At 38.0% G+C, this 16,308-nt stretch carries 18 protein-coding genes; 10 read left to right on the forward strand and 8 right to left on the reverse strand.

All coding sequences use genetic code 11. The annotated features are described in order from the left end of the window. Positions 1–111: 111 nt before the first annotated feature. From QZ620_RS05240 to QZ620_RS05265, 6 genes are all read left to right on the forward strand, one after another. The gene (locus QZ620_RS05240; RefSeq protein WP_295179744.1) at positions 112–693 is read left to right on the forward strand and encodes a YceI family protein; all 582 of its coding nucleotides are present in this window, start codon (positions 112–114) and stop codon (positions 691–693) included. Positions 694–715: 22 nt separating this feature from the next. Beyond that, positions 716–1,984, forward strand: coding sequence for a hypothetical protein (locus tag QZ620_RS05245; protein WP_295179746.1), 1,269 nt, complete (start codon positions 716–718; stop codon positions 1,982–1,984). Between the two features lie 92 nt (positions 1,985–2,076). Then, positions 2,077–2,643 carry a YceI family protein gene (locus QZ620_RS05250; RefSeq protein ID WP_295179748.1) on the forward strand — a complete coding sequence of 189 codons (567 nt, stop codon included), beginning with the start codon at positions 2,077–2,079 and terminating at the stop codon, positions 2,641–2,643. Between the two features lie 58 nt (positions 2,644–2,701). Continuing rightward, the gene (locus QZ620_RS05255) at positions 2,702–3,985 is read left to right on the forward strand and encodes an acetyl-CoA hydrolase/transferase C-terminal domain-containing protein (RefSeq protein ID WP_295179750.1); all 1,284 of its coding nucleotides are present in this window, start codon (positions 2,702–2,704) and stop codon (positions 3,983–3,985) included. A gap of 196 nt (positions 3,986–4,181) precedes the next feature. Then, the gene (locus QZ620_RS05260) at positions 4,182–4,466 is read left to right on the forward strand and encodes a hypothetical protein (RefSeq protein WP_026913718.1); all 285 of its coding nucleotides are present in this window, start codon (positions 4,182–4,184) and stop codon (positions 4,464–4,466) included. Beyond that, entirely contained in the window at positions 4,467–4,862 is a 396-nt protein-coding gene (locus tag QZ620_RS05265) for a group III truncated hemoglobin (RefSeq protein ID WP_295179753.1), read from the forward strand. Between the two features lie 130 nt (positions 4,863–4,992). Here QZ620_RS05265 and QZ620_RS05270 read toward each other — a convergent pair whose 3' ends face one another. From QZ620_RS05270 to QZ620_RS05285, 4 genes are all read right to left on the reverse strand, one after another. Continuing rightward, on the reverse strand, positions 4,993–5,760 hold the full coding sequence (locus tag QZ620_RS05270; protein ID WP_295179755.1) for a universal stress protein: 768 nt from the start codon (positions 5,758–5,760) through the stop codon (positions 4,993–4,995). Between the two features lie 88 nt (positions 5,761–5,848). Continuing rightward, complete coding sequence (locus QZ620_RS05275; RefSeq protein ID WP_295179756.1) at positions 5,849–6,889, reverse strand: response regulator; 1,041 nt, start codon at positions 6,887–6,889, stop codon at positions 5,849–5,851. Positions 6,890–6,913: 24 nt separating this feature from the next. Continuing rightward, positions 6,914–8,164 carry a PAS domain-containing sensor histidine kinase gene (locus tag QZ620_RS05280; RefSeq protein ID WP_295179758.1) on the reverse strand — a complete coding sequence of 417 codons (1,251 nt, stop codon included), beginning with the start codon at positions 8,162–8,164 and terminating at the stop codon, positions 6,914–6,916. A 63-nt stretch (positions 8,165–8,227) separates the two neighbouring features. Beyond that, a complete protein-coding gene (locus tag QZ620_RS05285) occupies positions 8,228–8,452 on the reverse strand; it encodes a hypothetical protein (RefSeq protein ID WP_295179760.1) in 225 nt (74 codons plus the stop codon). Positions 8,453–8,669: 217 nt separating this feature from the next. Between QZ620_RS05285 and QZ620_RS05290 the strand changes: the two genes are divergently transcribed. Beyond that, a complete protein-coding gene (locus tag QZ620_RS05290) occupies positions 8,670–8,879 on the forward strand; it encodes an HPF/RaiA family ribosome-associated protein (RefSeq protein ID WP_295179761.1) in 210 nt (69 codons plus the stop codon). 15 nt (positions 8,880–8,894) lie between these two features. Continuing rightward, on the forward strand, positions 8,895–9,728 hold the full coding sequence (locus tag QZ620_RS05295; protein WP_295179762.1) for a universal stress protein: 834 nt from the start codon (positions 8,895–8,897) through the stop codon (positions 9,726–9,728). Between the two features lie 59 nt (positions 9,729–9,787). On the opposite strand, the gene deoD is transcribed toward QZ620_RS05295, so the two are convergent. The 3 genes from deoD to QZ620_RS05310 form a co-directional block, all read right to left on the reverse strand. Further along, positions 9,788–10,486, reverse strand: coding sequence for a purine-nucleoside phosphorylase (deoD, locus tag QZ620_RS05300; RefSeq protein ID WP_295179763.1), 699 nt, complete (start codon positions 10,484–10,486; stop codon positions 9,788–9,790). A 113-nt stretch (positions 10,487–10,599) separates the two neighbouring features. Further along, on the reverse strand, positions 10,600–11,967 hold the full coding sequence (gene hemN / locus QZ620_RS05305) for an oxygen-independent coproporphyrinogen III oxidase (protein WP_295179764.1): 1,368 nt from the start codon (positions 11,965–11,967) through the stop codon (positions 10,600–10,602). Between the two features lie 277 nt (positions 11,968–12,244). After that, positions 12,245–12,583: a hypothetical protein gene (locus QZ620_RS05310; protein WP_295179766.1), complete on the reverse strand. Its 339-nt coding sequence runs from the start codon at positions 12,581–12,583 to the stop codon at positions 12,245–12,247. A 419-nt stretch (positions 12,584–13,002) separates the two neighbouring features. Here QZ620_RS05310 and QZ620_RS05315 point away from each other — a divergent pair, with 419 nt between their 5' ends. Continuing rightward, positions 13,003–14,220 carry a site-specific integrase gene (locus tag QZ620_RS05315; RefSeq protein ID WP_295179769.1) on the forward strand — a complete coding sequence of 406 codons (1,218 nt, stop codon included), beginning with the start codon at positions 13,003–13,005 and terminating at the stop codon, positions 14,218–14,220. Between the two features lie 45 nt (positions 14,221–14,265). On the opposite strand, the gene QZ620_RS05320 is transcribed toward QZ620_RS05315, so the two are convergent. Next, the gene (locus QZ620_RS05320; protein ID WP_295179771.1) at positions 14,266–15,159 is read right to left on the reverse strand and encodes an AraC family transcriptional regulator; all 894 of its coding nucleotides are present in this window, start codon (positions 15,157–15,159) and stop codon (positions 14,266–14,268) included. A gap of 181 nt (positions 15,160–15,340) precedes the next feature. Between QZ620_RS05320 and QZ620_RS05325 the strand changes: the two genes are divergently transcribed. After that, on the forward strand, positions 15,341–16,308 hold a 968-nt coding region (locus QZ620_RS05325), incomplete at its 3' end, for an aldo/keto reductase (protein WP_295179773.1).

Here is a 16,308-nt window from a genome sequence, read left to right on the forward strand (position 1 = left end):
AAAGGTTTTCGCTAGCTCACGAGGTTTTAAAATACTTCCAAAGCTGACATTCATCATAATTTACGTCCTATCCCTACAGCATCTTTGTACAGATTTAAAAATGTAAATAATATGAAACCTTACAGCATTTTAATGAAGTTCGCAGCAATACTCCTTATAAGTACTGGAGTAAATGCTCAATCCTACCAACTGAATAATGAAGCTTCCACTCTTAACATAGATGGAACCTCTAACATTCACGACTGGACCATAAAAGCCGAAAACACCGGTGGAAACCTAAGCCTGGATTTTGAGGATTCCAGCCTGGAAGATATCAAACAACTGGAATTTACGGTAATGGCCAAAAGCCTGATGAGTGGAAAAAGCGGGATGGACAAGAATACCTATAAAGCTTTAAATACGAATAAATATAAGCAGATCTCCTTCAAACTTAAGGATGTACAGAGTATCGAGAAAGTTTCCACAGGTATCTATAATGTAAAGACCACAGGAAGTTTGGAGATCGCAGGAACAAAACGGGATATACAGCTCGATTTCAAACTAAAATTTTCCTCCAACGCGATCACGCTTACAGGGGAGCATAAGCTTAACATGACCAGTTTTGGTGTGGAAGCCCCAACAGCAATGTTTGGAACCATCACCACAGGAGAAGATGTCGTTGTTAAATTCGAATCCCAGTTCAATAGAAAATAATTCAACCTTAAAATCAATAATTATGAGAACTTTCACCACATACTTAAGTATCGTATTAATGGCCCTTATGGCCATGCCAGCAATGGCTCAGACGCAACGTGATCTTGATAATTTCCGTTACCGTGACCAGAGAGGTATCAATCAATTTGAAGCTCCAAAGGATACCGTAACCACATTCGATGGTGTACATGTAAGAGTTGGTGGTGCTTCCACTATCCAGTTCCAGACTTTAAGCCAGGAAAATGACGGACCATTAGAACTGGTAGATCTTGGAAACAATTTCAACCTGGCAACAGCCAACCTGGATCTTGATGTAGCGCTATACGATGGAGTAAGAATGCACTTGAGAACTTACCTTTCTTCTCAACACCACAACGAAGCCTATGTAAAAGGTGGATACATCCAGGTGGATAAACTTAATTTCATTAGCGAAGGTTTTGCTGAAGATCTAATGGATCACTTAAGAATCAAGATTGGTCACATGGAAAATAACTACGGTGATGCTCACTTTAGAAGAACAGATAATGCAATGTCTACTTACAACCCTTTTGTTGGTAACTACATCATGGATGCGTTTACTACTGAAGTTGGAGCAGAACTATATTACTTTGATGGTCCATGGTTAGGAATGGTTGGTATTACCAATGGTAAGCTTAATCAAAATGTATCTGATAAAGGCCAAACCAGCCCTTCATTCCTTGCTAAATTAGGATTTGATAACCAGTTTTCTGAAAATGGAAGATTCAGACTTACAGGATCTGTATACCACAGTGCTCATAATGATGCCAGAGGAGTTTATCTTTACAGAGGTGACCGTGCCGGATCCAGATATTACGAAGTATTGAGTGATGTAGAAGGTGGTGGTGATGGTTTTAGAGGTGGTATGGTAGTACCGGATTTCAAGAACAAAATGACCTCCATCATGATCAACCCATTCGTGAAAGTTGGCGGACTGGAATTCTTCGGAATCTTTGAAACAACTTCAGGTAGAGATGGTGGCCAGTCTGATAACAGAACCTACAACCAGTATAGTGGAGAGCTTCTTTACAGATTTGGAAACAACAACGATTTTCATGTAGGTGGACGTTACGGTATGGTAGACGGGGAACTTAGCAGCGGTGAGGATATCGATGTGAATAGATTTCAACTTGCAGCAGGATGGTTTATGACCAAGAATATTCTAATGAAACTGGAATATGTAACCCAGGACTACGATGGGTATCCTGTTACCGACATTCACCACGGAGGAAAGTTTGATGGCCTGATGGTGGAGGCGGCAATAAGTTTCTAATCCAGAATTAATGCTTTTAAGGGTAGTATAATTAGACCACCAGGGACTAAATATGCTACCCTCTTTTATAATAACCTCAAAATTTTCTGATCATGAAACGACTTTTAATATGCATTGTATTTGCGCTTTTTGGATGGTCTATCCAGGCTCAGAACGATTTCGAAAAAGAAACGATCCGGCTGCTTCCAGAAAGTGAACTGATCATCTCGGGAAGTACGAACGTGAATAAGTTTCATTGCGAGTTCGATATAGACCTAATATCAGATAGTAAACAGGTGAAATTTCTGCATGAGCAGGATCTTATAAAGTTTTATAACCTGCAGCTAAATTTGCTTACCAAAGGATTTGATTGCGGTAATAAAAAAATGAATTCAGATTTTCAGGATCTTTTAAAGAGCGATTCGCATCCACAGATCGTGATCGATGTAGTGCAGGTTAGGTATTTAGCTTCAGAAGAACCGGTAGCACAAATTCGAGTAGAACTGGCTGGTCAAACCAATCATTATAAGTTGCCAGTTCAAATACATGAACATCGTTTTAAAGGAAAATTCAGCATGAATATTAGAGACTTTGGACTTGAGCCTCCTAAAAAAGCGCTGGGTCTTATCATAGTCGACGAACATATAGAGGTAGCTTTCGATTTGAAGTTAGCACGTTAGAATAGCTCTAAGATTTTCGTTAAATTATAATGCAGTCAAAATTACCAAAACAAAAAAAATGAATGATCTAAAAATTGTATCAGCCCAGGACGCTGTAAAGGAAGTAAGATCTAACCAGAGAGTGTTTCTGCAGGGAGCTGCGATGACACCAAACATATTAATAGACGCACTTTGTGAGCGTTACCAGGACCTTAAGAACGTAGAAGTCATACAGATCCATACGGAAGGGAAAGCTCTTTATACTGAAGCTCCCTACCAGGATTCGTTTAAGACCAATAGTTGTTTTGTGGGTGGAAACGTTAGAAAGGCGGTGAATTCAGATCATGGAGCTTATATTCCTATTTTTCTAAGTGAGATCCATGTACTCTTCCGAAGAAATATTCTACCTATTGATTTTGCTTTTATCCAGGTTTCACCGCCAGACAAGCATGGATATTGTTCTTTGGGAGTTTCCGTAGATATTACGCTACCTGCCATACAAAATGCAAAGAAAGTGATCGCCCAGGTGAATCCTCATGTCCCAAGAACACATGGAGATGGGATCATACATATAAGTCAGATTGATGCTGCCATCGAGGTAAACCAGCCTATTCATGCGGCGCATCTTGCTGAACCTACAGAAATTGAGAAACAGATAGGAAGGCACGTGGCAGGTCTTGTAGAAGATGGGGCAACGCTACAAATGGGAATTGGAGGAATCCCGAATGTGGTGCTGAATAATCTTACCAATCATAAAAGACTGGGAATTCATACGGAAATGTTTTCTGACGGAATTTTACCACTTATCGAAAAAGGAGTTATCACCGGAGAGGAAAAAGAGATCAAAACCGGAAAACTGGTCACCTGTTTCGCGGTTGGTTCCCCGAAATTATATGATTTTGTAGATGATAATCCATTGGTGCATTTTAAGGAAGCTGCTTACACCAATGATACGGCCATCATAAGGAGAAATCCAAAGGTGACCGCGATCAACTCGGCTATAGAAATTGACCTTACCGGGCAGGTTTGTGCAGATACCATTGGGAAGATTCAGTATTCGGGAGTGGGTGGTCAAATGGACTTTATAAGAGGTGCTTCACTTTCTCATGGAGGAAAAGCGATTATTGCGATGCCTTCTATCACCAAAAATGGAGTTTCCAAGATAGTTCCTTATTTAAAAGAAGGTGCCGGAGTGACCACCACCCGTGCTCATGTACATTATATTGCTACTGAATATGGAGTGGTTGATCTTTTCGGGAAGAATTTAAAACAACGCGCCGAGGCATTGATCTCGATAGCACATCCAGATCACCAGGATGAATTAGCAAGACAGGCTTTTGAGCGGTTGAACGCTTACAATTAAACTGATTTCTATACTACCGCAAGCGGAACGAATTTATACTGAAAGCGTTCCGCTTCTTTTTTTGTAATTGTCTAATACTGACGATCAAATACTTCAGAAATAATCTTTCAATGATTTAAGTGCTGTTTCATGATTGTGGTCATATTTTAAAAGTATGGCTCATCTTAATTTTACAGCATCATTAAAACTAGAAATCATGACTTTTTATCAAAAACAACTTTCAGAATTTACAAGAGATTTTTACGCAGGAGCATCTACAGGAATCATAGTTTCAAGTTGTCTTGGATCTATTGCAGCCATGCTTATATTAATGAATGGTCACGGACTGGCAGATATGATCCAGCTTGGAATGATCGTAGTGGCCTGCATGTGGTACAATGCTTCAGTCCTGGCACAGTTAAAAGCAAAGTTTGTTTTCAATTCCTTAATTATTAGCATATTAATGAGTACTACCTTTATTCTTATCAATATCTTTCAGTAAATGAAGAAAGATGTAAAGGATCGCGAGGATATTCATAAGCTGGTACTGAAATTTTACAGTAAAGTTCGAGAGAACGAGGAAATAGGTTACTTTTTCAACACGACCATTCAGGATTGGAATTCGCACCTGGAAAAGATCACCGATTTCTGGGAAAGTAACCTCTTTTTTACCGGTAGTTTTCAAGGAAATCCTGCCATTGCCCACGTGAAAGTTGACAAGGCACATCAAAATACCATTACCGAATATCATTTTGGTATCTGGCTCAACCTTTGGTTCCAAACCATAGATGAGCTTTTTAATGGAGAAATGGCATCCCGTCTTAAGAACAATGCCCGCAAAATGTCCACTCACCTATTTCTAAGAATCTACCAGGGCCGGCAATCAAAAATTAAATAGCCGTACTTCTTATTTTCAAGCTGAATTATTCAGTCAATGCTGGAACTATCGGCTACACTTTTTTATATATTTAAAGGAAAACAGTAGTAATTGTGCTCATGAAGCTGACTAAGATAAAGCTTCAGAAGTGTTAACCGTGGTATACGAAAATAGGGATCTCCACATTCATTTCTGCGGAAAATCCATGCCTAGAATGAAGTAACCTATCACAGATGCTCAGGTTTTTCCCAACCACGAATATGATATGAAACTGTCTCTGAATATCTCTGAATAGATCCCTGGTGAATCGTACGGGTGTTTCAAACGGAATATCCCTTTTATCCTGATTTGGATATTTTACATCACCATCTTTGATCTCAAGCAATGTGAATTGAGACGATTGTAAGAATTGAATTTTTTGAAGAATATTTTTCTGCTCCTGAACTGCTAAAACTGCGGGATCTACTGGGAAAACCGTCTTTTCAGGTTTCTCATAAATACATCCTCCAGGTACGGCAATAATATTGCACTTGATCTTTCTAACTACCTCATAGGCATGATCTCCAAGGATAGGATGCGAATGCTCATTCTGGCTTACTGCGCCAATAAAGATCAAGTCGATTTTTTTATCTATGAGTGCTTTTCTAATAGCACCTATAAGATTTTCTGAAGACAGGATAAGATCGAATTTATGCAGTTTTGGTTTAGAATACTCGCCAAGAAAATCCACGGTGTCTTGTAGCGCATCGAGCGTAGAAACCAGTTCCTTTTCAAGGCCTTTACCGGCAGATCTTTCAAAATTGAAATTGTGAATATTCAGAATATGGAAATTCACTTGTTTATCCTGAAGGAAATCTACCGCATATTTACCTGCATTGGTCGAGGTTTCTGAAAAATCGGTTAGTATTAGAACATTCATCTATCGTCACTTAATACAGCGAAATTAGGTGAAGTCCTTCTGCGAAAAAATGATGAAAATCAGTTCTTACAAATTTTTGAGCTTGTGATCATTTCACCATTTTCAAGGCCTGTGAATCCAGTAGTTTTATATTCCGACCCTCGATCTCAATAAGTCCTTCTCTTTTAAATTCTGAAAGGGTTCTTATTAAACTTTCGGGAGCCATTCCAGCAACTCCAGCCAGGTCTGCCCGTGAAATCCTGATACTTTTAAGTGGATGTTTTTCGATCCTTTCAGCAAATAGAAGAATAGTATTTGCTGTTTTCTTTCGAACTGAGCCATAGGCCATATCCATTAACTGGTTTTTTATCTCAGAAAGGTTATTGTTTAAAACCTCCACAAGTTGCATCGTGATCATGGGGTTTCCAGCAAGGATCTTTTGAAATTCCTCTCTCGAAACCGTATACAGCTGCGTTTCTTCCATAGCGGTGGCATAATCTTCATAGGATGACTGAGGATCATTTGCGTGGTTTCCGAAAAAATCATCTTCCTTATATAACTCGGTGATCAACTGTTTGCCCTGGTTATCCAGTCGATGAGCCTTTACGATCCCGCGTTTAACGAGATAGAAATAATTCGCATGTTTACCTTTCTCATAAATAGTTTCTCCCTTCTTAAAATACTGGAGTTCCTGTTTCGAGAATAGTTCCCTGAGATCATTCAGGTCCTTCAGCTTTTCCTCATCCTCCGGCGTTTCCTCTTTGATATAAGATTTTAGAATTGCCACTTTTGCAAGCCTGCTTTCAATAGCACTTAACAACTCTTCTTCTTCAAAAGGTTTGGTCAAATAATCATCGGCGCCCAGGTCCATTCCCTTACGGATATCCTTATGTTCGGTTTTTGCTGAAAGAAATATGAATGGAATATTTAGAGTTGAAGGGTTTTTACTAAGAGCTTCTAAAACTCCATAACCGTCGATCTCTGGCATCATGATATCACAAATAATGATATCAGGAACTTCCTGCTTTGCAGTCTCGATTCCAAGTTTTCCATTAGATGCGGTGATCACATTGTAGTTGGAAAGTTCAAGCAATTCTGCCGTATTTTCCCGTACGGTAACATCATCTTCTATTAGCAACAATTTTTTCATAGGTCGGCTTAAAATTTTATCGGGTTAGGACTTATCCATAGGAACTTCTATGGTAAAAGTGGTCCCTATATTTTCTTCACTCTCAAACTGAATCGTTCCTCCAAGATTCTCTAGATGAGTTTTCGCAATGTTCAACCCAATTCCTGTTCCCTGGTCCAACAATGCATTTTCGGCTCTAAAATATCGTTCAAAAATATGTTTTTGATCTTTCTTCGGAATTCCTCTCCCCTGATCTTTTATTTTAAAAACGATTAGATCATCATGGAAATTGACCATAAATTGAATGGAAGTATTTTCCGGGGAATATTTGATCGCGTTGCCTAATAAATTGGAAAGGATCAATTCAAGGATCTTTTCATCCATAAAAAGCTCTACATCCTCTATATCTTTTGGGTATGAGATCTCCTGACCATCCTTAAGGGTAATATTCGCATTGTAAATGACCTCATTGATAAGTCGCTTTAATCCGAATTTTGAAAATTTATATTGTCCTCTTCCACTATCCAGACGTTCAATGGAAAGAAAATCATTCAGAATATTATTGAGGTAATGTACCTTATTCCTAATAGTTACGAGATGTTTCTCACGCTTGGGTTGCTGTTCCTCTTTGGTATATTTTTCAGCAAGAGTTGCAGAAGTAAGGATTCCGCTTAAAGGAGTTTTGAATTCGTGAGATACCAGGGACAGGAACTTTGTTTTTAGTTCATTAAGCTCTTTTTCTTTCTGCAGAGCATCTTTGATCTTTTCTTCGGCTTCTTTTCTGCGATTGATCTCTTCGCTCAGTTCAACGTTCAGGTCTTTAAGATCTTCTACACTTTCACTTAGTTCCCGGGTTCTAAGTTCAATTTTCTCTTCCAGCTCAGTATTTAGCTCTCTAATTTGCCTTTGGTTCTCTTTACGGATCGTGATATCTATGATTAGCGACATTACATACCTTTCACCCTCGATCTCGAATGGATTAAGACCAGCCTCTACAGGAAAAAGTGAACCATCCTTTTTAACTCCATAAAGATCCCGACCGTGACCCATTTGGCGCTTTTCACTATTATCGATAAACTGCTCTACATGTTTATGATGTACATGGTGATAATCTTTGGGTACAAGACGATCAAGATGTTGATTCAATAGTTCGCCTTGCTGGTAACCAAACATTTCTTCAGCAGCAAGATTAGCTGCCACAACGATCTGACTGGAATTTACTACGATAATGCCTTCCGAAGCGGCCTGGAACAGTAAATTAAGAATGTTCTTATTTTCGAAAAAATTTTCCTGCAAAATGGGTTTCGTTTAAGATCACTAAGTTAAAATCTTTTTGTTGATACCCATAAAGTTGAAACCTTATTCGTCTAAACCCGGAGTATGATCCTCATACCCATCCTTGAATGTTTTGCTGGTTTTATAATCATCGGCAAGGACTTTATAAACTGTAATGAGAAAAAGAGCCTGACCTGCGATCATAAGATAAAAGACCGGTGCGAAACTAGTTCCTGTTGAAGCCAGTATGGTGAGAAGCAATAAGATCACACTGGTAATGATCAAAAAAGTGATGCCTGTAACTTTCATCGTTTTCTCCTTAATTTACAAATATTTAGAAAAAACGATTCACAATATTTATCTAAAATGTTTGAGCATAGATCAATCTATTCATGATTTCTATCATATTTTTTCACGTATGTATCTTTTAGCTTTACGTATCAACCAGATACACTATTTAAAATTCCTGAAAGCCCCGCACTGAGCAACTTTACGAACAGAAAATTAGATCTGCTTCGTCGAAGATATGATACCATACAGAATTTGCATGTTCATTTTAAGCTGGGAAAACGACAGGCAGGGAAATGCTAAAGTTTGCGAGATAGAATGCACAATTCCGGGCTCCAGGATTCATGCCAGTTCTAGCAGGGAATATTTTGAGCACGCGGTAAAGATGGCTGTGAAAGAATTGATAAAACAGCTTGAAAAGAGAAACGCCGTAATACAGATTGTCTAATTAAAAGCTAAGTTTATGAAAACTATATTCGTACCAGTTGACTTTTCGAAATATTCTGAAAACGCCCTCGAGGTGGCCACAGGCATCGCAAAAAAGCATGGTTCCCGGATCATTCTCGTACATATGCTGGGAATAGCCAATTCTTATCTCACCAAAGACCAGCAGCAGGAAGTATTCAACGTGATGTATTATATCAAGATCGCAGAACAGCATTTTAAAGAACTTCGGAAAAAGGAATATCTCAAAGGGATTGAAGTAGTGGAAGTCATGAAGCCCTATCGAATTTTCTCTGAAATTAATACCATCGCTGCAGAACATGATAGCGATTTGATCGTGATGGGCTCCCACGGAGCGACGGGAGTAAAGGAAGTTTTTATAGGTTCCAATACAGAAAAGGTGGTACGTACGGCAGATATTCCCGTACTCGTTATCAAAGAAAGAAGTCCAGACTTTTATATTGATAAAGCGGTGTTCGTAACCGATTTTGATGACAGCAATCAGGATTCTTTTAAAAAGGCCAGAAAGTTCTTTAGTTATTTTGACGTTGAGCCTAAGTTGCTATATATCAATATTCCTGAAAAATTTATGAGCACGGCCGAAATAAAACGCAATGCGCATAATTTTATGAATACCGCAGGGATAGATCCTGCAGACTTCGACAAACACGTACGATTTTATGCTGATTATACCGCTGAAAGAGGTGTGTTCAATTATTGTGAAGAGGCGAAAATAGATGCCATCGCCATTTCCACGCATGGAAGAAAAGGCCTGGGTCATTTCTTTTATGGCAGTGTGGGAGAAGATGTAGCAAATCATGCTGATATTCCAGTAATCACCTTTAAGATCTGAAAATGAACAAGGGAGCTATAAATTGTTAGCTCCCTTTTTTATTCTGAAATTATGTGATACTAGAAAGAATTCAGTGCTATTTCCACCATTTCGTTGAGTTTCTGCTCTCTCATTTCTGCGGAAATCTCTTCAGTAGTTACCAGTGAATCAGAAATGGTTAAAATGGATAATGCTTTTACTCCAAATTTGGCAGCCAGCGTGTAGATCGCCGCCGTTTCCATTTCAGCACAAAGCACTCCATATTTAGCCCACTGTTTAAAATAATCAGGCTTCTCATCATAAAAGAAGTCAGATGACAGAACGTTACCAGCATGAAATGGAATAGTGTTTTTCTCAGCGAAATTTATGGCCTTTAGTAAAAGGTCGATATTGGCGGTTGGAGCAAAGTCGGCATTACCAAACACAGCTCTGTTCAAGGAAGAATTTGTAGAAGCCGACATGGCGATCACAATATCCATCAATTTTAGCTCTGGCTGGAAAGCACCGGCGCTCCCAACCCGGATAAGGTTTTGAACTTCATAGGTCTCCAGTAATTCGTGACAATAAATGAGCGTAGATGGAATGCCCATTCCCGTTCCCTGGACTGACACCCTTTTTCCCCGGTATGTTCCGGTAAAGCCTAGCATCCCCCGAATATTATTATAACAAAAACTATCTTCGAGAAAGGTTTCAGCGATCCACTTTGCCCGTAGAGGATCCCCGGGAAGTAAAACCGTTTCGGCTATTTCACCTTTTTCCGCTTCTATATGTATACTCATGGTTTTTGTATTGCTTTAGTTTCTGACGTGATTCAGAGATCGATCAATTCCTCTTTTTAGTATACTTGTTATAAAAACTGTTGAATCTTGGACTAAAAACTATCGCTTACTAATTATACCGTCATTGAAAATAATTGTGCATCAGGTCTTTTCCTGTTCAGTCTAAGATCAAATGACATACATACATTTCTAACGAATGGCCTTCCTTTCTCGGTGACAATGATATAATTTGAATCTCTTTCTATGAGTCCGTCATCTGCCATCTCCTGTAAACTAATAAGCACGTCGGGTAATTCCTTGAAAGTCTGATCTGCCGTATACCAGGAAGTTTTCAGCTTACACATTAAATTGAGAACATGTTTTCTAATAACCAGATCTTCATCGTTAAGAATATGTCCTCTTAGTAAGGGTAGCATCCCATTATTCACCAGGTTTTGATATTCTTCCACACCTTTAACATTCTGCGCGAAGCCATACCAGCTATCACTAATCGCAGAAACACCAAGCCCGATCATAGCCTGAGTTTTTGAAGCCGTATAGCCCATAAAATTTCTATGCAGCGTTTTATTATCTAATGCCATACTGAGAGTATCGGTTTTTAGAGCAAAGTGATCCATCCCAATTTCTACATAACCAGCATCCAGTAAGATTTGTTTACCAGTTTCATATTGCACGCGTTTTTCAGCCGCAGTGGGAAGATCCTTCTCATTAAAACCTCTCTGACCGCTACCTTTAATCCACGGAACATGGGCATAACTATAAAATGCGATCCTGTCTGGCATAAGCTCCAGGGTACGTTGCATGGTATAAATGATATCGTTTCTGGTCTGAAATGGCAATCCAAAGATGATATCATGACCTACTGAAGTAAAGCCAGCTTCCCTCGCGTTTTGCGTTGCGAGGAGGACATTTTCAAACGACTGAACTCTATGAATAGCTTTCTGAACTTCTGGGTTATAATCCTGAACCCCATAGCTTACCCGTGTAAATCCAAACTTTGCAAACAGCTCGAGGTGTTGCCTGCTGGTATTATTGGGATGCCCTTCAAAACTAAATTCGGCAGCTTGAGATCTTTTAGCGCGTTTGAATATTCCTTCCAACAGACAGCCCAGGTTTTCAGCAGAAAAGAAAGTGGGAGTTCCTCCTCCCAGGTGCAGTTCCCTGATGACCGGTTTTTCTGGAAATAAAGTACAGTACATCTCCCATTCTTTTAGAACCGAATTGATATAGGGAACTTCCATTCCATGGTTTTTTGTAATTCTCTTATTACAACCGCAAAATGTGCAAAGACTTTCACAGAAAGGTAGATGTATGTAGAGGCTTATACCTTCAGATGAATTTGATTCTTTAAAACTTTGAATAAGCGAGGATTTCCAGGCATTTCCTGAAAAGCTGTCCTGATCCCAATACGGCACAGTTGGATAGCTGGTATACCTGGGACCCTGGATATTATACTTTTGAACTAAGGCAGAATGAGTCATAGTAAAATTTTGATTTCAAAACTATGAACAGGTTGCAAAAGGAAATATGACAAGCGTCAGCTTAGAGGAAATCTTCTCTTCTGAAGTTTCTTCAGAAGAGAAGACGAAATCAGGTCAATAAAAGGTTTAGACGCTAAAGTCTTGAAGAATAAAGGAATCTGAAGTATTCTATGTTATTAAAATACTTATTGATTAGAAGCAGATAGAAAAGTACCTGATATAATAAATCCTGCACGATGAAGTGCAGGATTTATTATTTAAGAATATCTAAAGTCAACTATTTGGACTGAATGAGCTGAAAGGCTTCTCTAACCTGTCCTTTGATCATTTCCGGCATCTGGCTTTGATCGAGTTTTTCAAATTGCTCCAGATTAAGGTCGGGACCTACCAAATATTGATACTTTCGATCTTCGCTTACTATTATAGACACAATAGCAACCTTATCTCTTAGCGTCGTATTTATGGCTACCTGATTTGGAATTACTTCGAAATCTATATTGAAAATTTGAAGGTTTTCATCGATCTCTTTCTTATCCATATTCAAGTAAAGATCATCCAGGATCTTCTGCCCACTATTATAGTCAGCTATTTCGCCATTATCAGTTTTTAATCTCATATTCACCATTTCTTCTAGGTTTATGAATGCTAAGATATCATCACTTTTAGATTTTTTTCAAAAATAAAAACCAAAAAACCCTGGTAAAATATTCTAAATGTTGAGTGTGGAACTGCTCAAAACGACCAGGAATTCTATAAAAAAACCCTATAAACTGTAGTGTCTATAGGGTCTATTAAGTTGTAAAAGTGGTCCCACTTGGGCTCGAACCAAGGACCACCTGATTATGAGAATTCGATTTTAACATTTTTTCTCAATCAAAAATCACTTAATTTAATGATTTATAGGTATTTACATTTTATTTGTGTTCAATTGATTTCATTTAAAATCAAACAAATAAGTGTGAATTACGTGTGATTTTCATTCAAATATTTATTCAATTTGCGTAAATTATTAATTCAAATTCCAAAGTTGCAAAAATGCAAACTAGTGCCAATTTAGCAATCGATAAAAGACGCATTAAAAATGATCAAACTTTCACTTTGATCATTAGGCTCTGTCATTTCCAAAAGACGACTTCAATTTCAACCGGTAAATCTATTTCTTTACACTTCTGGGATGATAAAAATAAGAAAGTTAGGTCAAATTATGGACGAAAATCGGAGGTTAACTTATTAAATCAATATCTCTATGAACAATTAGGCAAGGCGAGAAGTATTATTAATGTTTTGGAACTGAAAAATGAATTAAGGTTTCTCTCTATAAACCAGCTAAAAGACAGAATTAGTAAAAGAAGAAAATTTGATTCCTTCTTTGATTATGGAGATAAATTGGTAGACGATTTAGTAAAAGCTAATCGACTTGGAAGTGCTAAATCATATAGAGGTTTAATAACCAGATTAAAGTCCTACACTAAAAAGAAAGACTTAAAATTTAATGACATTAATTACGAATTTCTGGTCGATTTCGAGACCTTCCACTTATCTAATAATAATTCCCTCAACGGACTCGCTTCATATTTAAGAACGCTTAGGTCTATATATAACAAAGCTATAAAAGACAGGTTAATAGAAAAAGAGGCATACCCCTTTAATGATTATCAAATTAAAACCACTCCCACGGCTAAACGAGCCATTCAGTATGAAAGCGTTTTAAAATTATTGCATTATAAAACCGAGGAGGGATCCTGGCCATTCCACTATAAAAACTACTTCTTAATTTCCTATTTGCTTTTCGGAATGTCATTTATTGATATGGCTTTTCTAAAAAAGAAAAATATTGTTGCAGACAGGATTAAGTTCCAACGAAAAAAGACTTCTAAAAATTACAATATTCTCATTACAGATCAATTAAATGAAATACTTCAATTTTATTTAAAGGGTAAGGAAAATGACGATTTCATATTGCCAATTTTAAACTCTGAAACATTGTCTGAACAATATAAACAGGTTCAAGAAGCAAGGAATCGATATAACAAGGGACTTAGAAGAATCGCCAATAAATGTGGAATCAGGGAATATCTCACATCTTATGTATCAAGACACAGCTTCGCAACCCACGCAATGTTAAAAGATATTCCGCTTCATGTAATTTCGTCCATGCTTGGACATTCCAAACTTAATACCACCCAAATTTATCTGGATTCATTACCAACCGACATTCTTGATAGATATCATAAACAATTGACTCTTATTTAATTTCAATAAATTGAATAAACATAATACGGGAATGGTATTTTAACCCTAATTCAAATTTCTATACTCATTCGGAGTATAACCAGTATTTTTCTTAAACATCCGGTTGAAATGTTGGGGATATTTAAACCCTAATTCATAGGCGATCTGGCTAATGGAGCTATCAGTATCGAAAATCCGGTCTTTAGCAACATCAATTAATTTCAGATGAATATGGTCTATAGCCGATTTACCTGTTTCCTTTTTCACCAGGTCGCCGAAGTAATTTGCTGAAAGTTTTAAATGATCAGCAAAATAACCAACAGAAGGCAGGCCGTATTTCTGAGGGTTTTCAGACTGAAAATAATCATTCAGTAAACCTTCAAATTTGGATACAATGCCCTGATTTAAATTTTCTCGGGTTATGAATTGCCGGTCATAGAATCGTTCACAATAATTAAGCAATAATTCAATATTACTGGTAATGATAGTTTTACTGTGTTTATCAATATTTTGATCGAGTTCGTAATCTATCTTCAGGAATAATTCTGTGATGATCTGCCGCTCTTTTTCAGATAAATGCAGGGCCTCATTAAGGTCGTAGGAAAAGAAGGAATACGTATGAATCTTGCTTGCAAGCGGTGTGCCTTTTATAAAATCAGGATGAAATAGTAGGGCGAAACCTTTTGGGTTATAATCCTTGGCACTTTTAATACCTACAACCTGGCCTGGTCCCATAAAAACCATGGTTCCTTCTTCGTAATCATAAGTGTTTCTACCGTATTTCAATTCACCACAGTTCACTCCCTTCAAAAAGATCGCATAAAACTCAAAGCTAAACTTCCCACTTGACAAGGGTTTTGCTGTTCCGCTATCAAAAGATGTGATTAATGGATGCCTGGTTTTAATCTCTTTAAGAGCATTGTACTGGGCGATACTTTCAACCTTCAATATCTCTTCCATAACTTGCTTTTTTACTTTAAAACAAATATACCAATCTGAGTTTTAAGAAATTGATATGGTGACTATTATCAGTAATAATGGTTAGAATATCAGTAATCTGTATACCGAATTAGCTTACATGTTGGGGGATATTTGTAATAAACTTATTTAGAGAGGAATAATAACCTATAAAAGTATAATCATGGAAAGCAGGAATTCTAATAATTTACAAAGCCGAAATAACCTAAACAGAAGGAAATTTCTAAGCAGTTCTGCCATAGCTGGTGTTGGGCTTAGTTTAAATCCGTTTTCCATTTCGGCAAATACGGGAAGTAAAGAAACAAGCCAGGGCAAGATTAATAAATCTCAACAAAAGAATATAAATCCGGATAAAAGAAGACTTGGAAATCTGGAGGTTTCGCCACTTGGCCTGGGAGCCCTTTCTGTGGTTGGATTTTATACTGGCGGGGTTCGTGATCAGAACAAGATAAATAAACTTTACCGGGAAGCCTATGACAATGGAGTTACATTTTCTGATACCGCAGAGGTCTACGGACCATTGATCAGTGAAAGACAGATAGGAGAAGCGGTTGAGCCTTTTAGGAAAGATGTGAAGATCGCTACAAAGTTCGGTTTCGATATTAATCCTGAGACCGGCGAACGAGGAGGATTAGATAGTCATCCAAAAACCATTCGTAGAGCCGTGGAAGGCATGCTGAAAAGGCTAAGAACCGATTATATAGACCTGTTATATCAGCACCGGGTAGATCCCAATGTTCCAATTGAAGATGTTGCTGAAACTGTTCAGGAATTGATGAAAGAAGGAAAGGTGCTTCATTGGGGATTATCTGAACCAGGATTAGGTACGATTAGTCGGGCACACGCCGTGGAACCACTGACCGCAATCCAGAATGAATATTCGCCCTGGACGCGCAATCCAGAATCTGATGTGTTGCCCCTTTGTGAAGAATTGGGAATAGGTTTCGTGCCATGGTGTCCGCTGGGCTATGGTTTTTTTGCCGATGCTATTAACGAAAATACCAGGTTTTCTGAAGGTGATTTTCGCACCATTCTACCACGAACAACTCCTGAGAACATCCCTCAAAACCTAGAAATTCTTTACTATATTGAGGAATGGGGTCTTCGAAAAAATGCAACACCAGCGCAAAT

It is taken from the genome of uncultured Christiangramia sp. (assembly GCF_913046405.1).
GTDB classification, from domain to species: Bacteria; Bacteroidota; Bacteroidia; order Flavobacteriales; family Flavobacteriaceae; genus Christiangramia; species Christiangramia marina.

What these genes read in the sequence shown, in the direction of transcription:
- QZ620_RS05285 (WP_295179760.1), bottom strand. Translation starts at nt 8,452, where the DNA reads ATGAAAGTTACAGGCATCACTTTTTTGATCATTACCAGTGTGATCTTA.
- deoD (WP_295179763.1), bottom strand. Translation starts at nt 10,486, where the DNA reads ATGAGTATACATATAGAAGCGGAAAAAGGTGAAATAGCCGAAACGGTT.
- QZ620_RS05315 (WP_295179769.1), top strand. Translation starts at nt 13,003, where the DNA reads ATGCAAACTAGTGCCAATTTAGCAATCGATAAAAGACGCATTAAAAAT.
- QZ620_RS05255 (WP_295179750.1), top strand. Translation starts at nt 2,702, where the DNA reads ATGAATGATCTAAAAATTGTATCAGCCCAGGACGCTGTAAAGGAAGTA.
- QZ620_RS05275 (WP_295179756.1), bottom strand. Translation starts at nt 6,889, where the DNA reads ATGAAAAAATTGTTGCTAATAGAAGATGATGTTACCGTACGGGAAAAT.
- QZ620_RS05270 (WP_295179755.1), bottom strand. Translation starts at nt 5,760, where the DNA reads ATGAATGTTCTAATACTAACCGATTTTTCAGAAACCTCGACCAATGCA.
- QZ620_RS05240 (WP_295179744.1), top strand. Translation starts at nt 112, where the DNA reads ATGAAACCTTACAGCATTTTAATGAAGTTCGCAGCAATACTCCTTATA.
- QZ620_RS05295 (WP_295179762.1), top strand. Translation starts at nt 8,895, where the DNA reads ATGAAAACTATATTCGTACCAGTTGACTTTTCGAAATATTCTGAAAAC.
- QZ620_RS05245 (WP_295179746.1), top strand. Translation starts at nt 716, where the DNA reads ATGAGAACTTTCACCACATACTTAAGTATCGTATTAATGGCCCTTATG.
- QZ620_RS05290 (WP_295179761.1), top strand. Translation starts at nt 8,670, where the DNA reads ATGATACCATACAGAATTTGCATGTTCATTTTAAGCTGGGAAAACGAC.
- QZ620_RS05265 (WP_295179753.1), top strand. Translation starts at nt 4,467, where the DNA reads ATGAAGAAAGATGTAAAGGATCGCGAGGATATTCATAAGCTGGTACTG.
- QZ620_RS05260 (WP_026913718.1), top strand. Translation starts at nt 4,182, where the DNA reads ATGACTTTTTATCAAAAACAACTTTCAGAATTTACAAGAGATTTTTAC.
- QZ620_RS05250 (WP_295179748.1), top strand. Translation starts at nt 2,077, where the DNA reads ATGAAACGACTTTTAATATGCATTGTATTTGCGCTTTTTGGATGGTCT.
- hemN (WP_295179764.1), bottom strand. Translation starts at nt 11,967, where the DNA reads ATGACTCATTCTGCCTTAGTTCAAAAGTATAATATCCAGGGTCCCAGG.
- QZ620_RS05310 (WP_295179766.1), bottom strand. Translation starts at nt 12,583, where the DNA reads ATGAGATTAAAAACTGATAATGGCGAAATAGCTGACTATAATAGTGGG.
- QZ620_RS05320 (WP_295179771.1), bottom strand. Translation starts at nt 15,159, where the DNA reads ATGGAAGAGATATTGAAGGTTGAAAGTATCGCCCAGTACAATGCTCTT.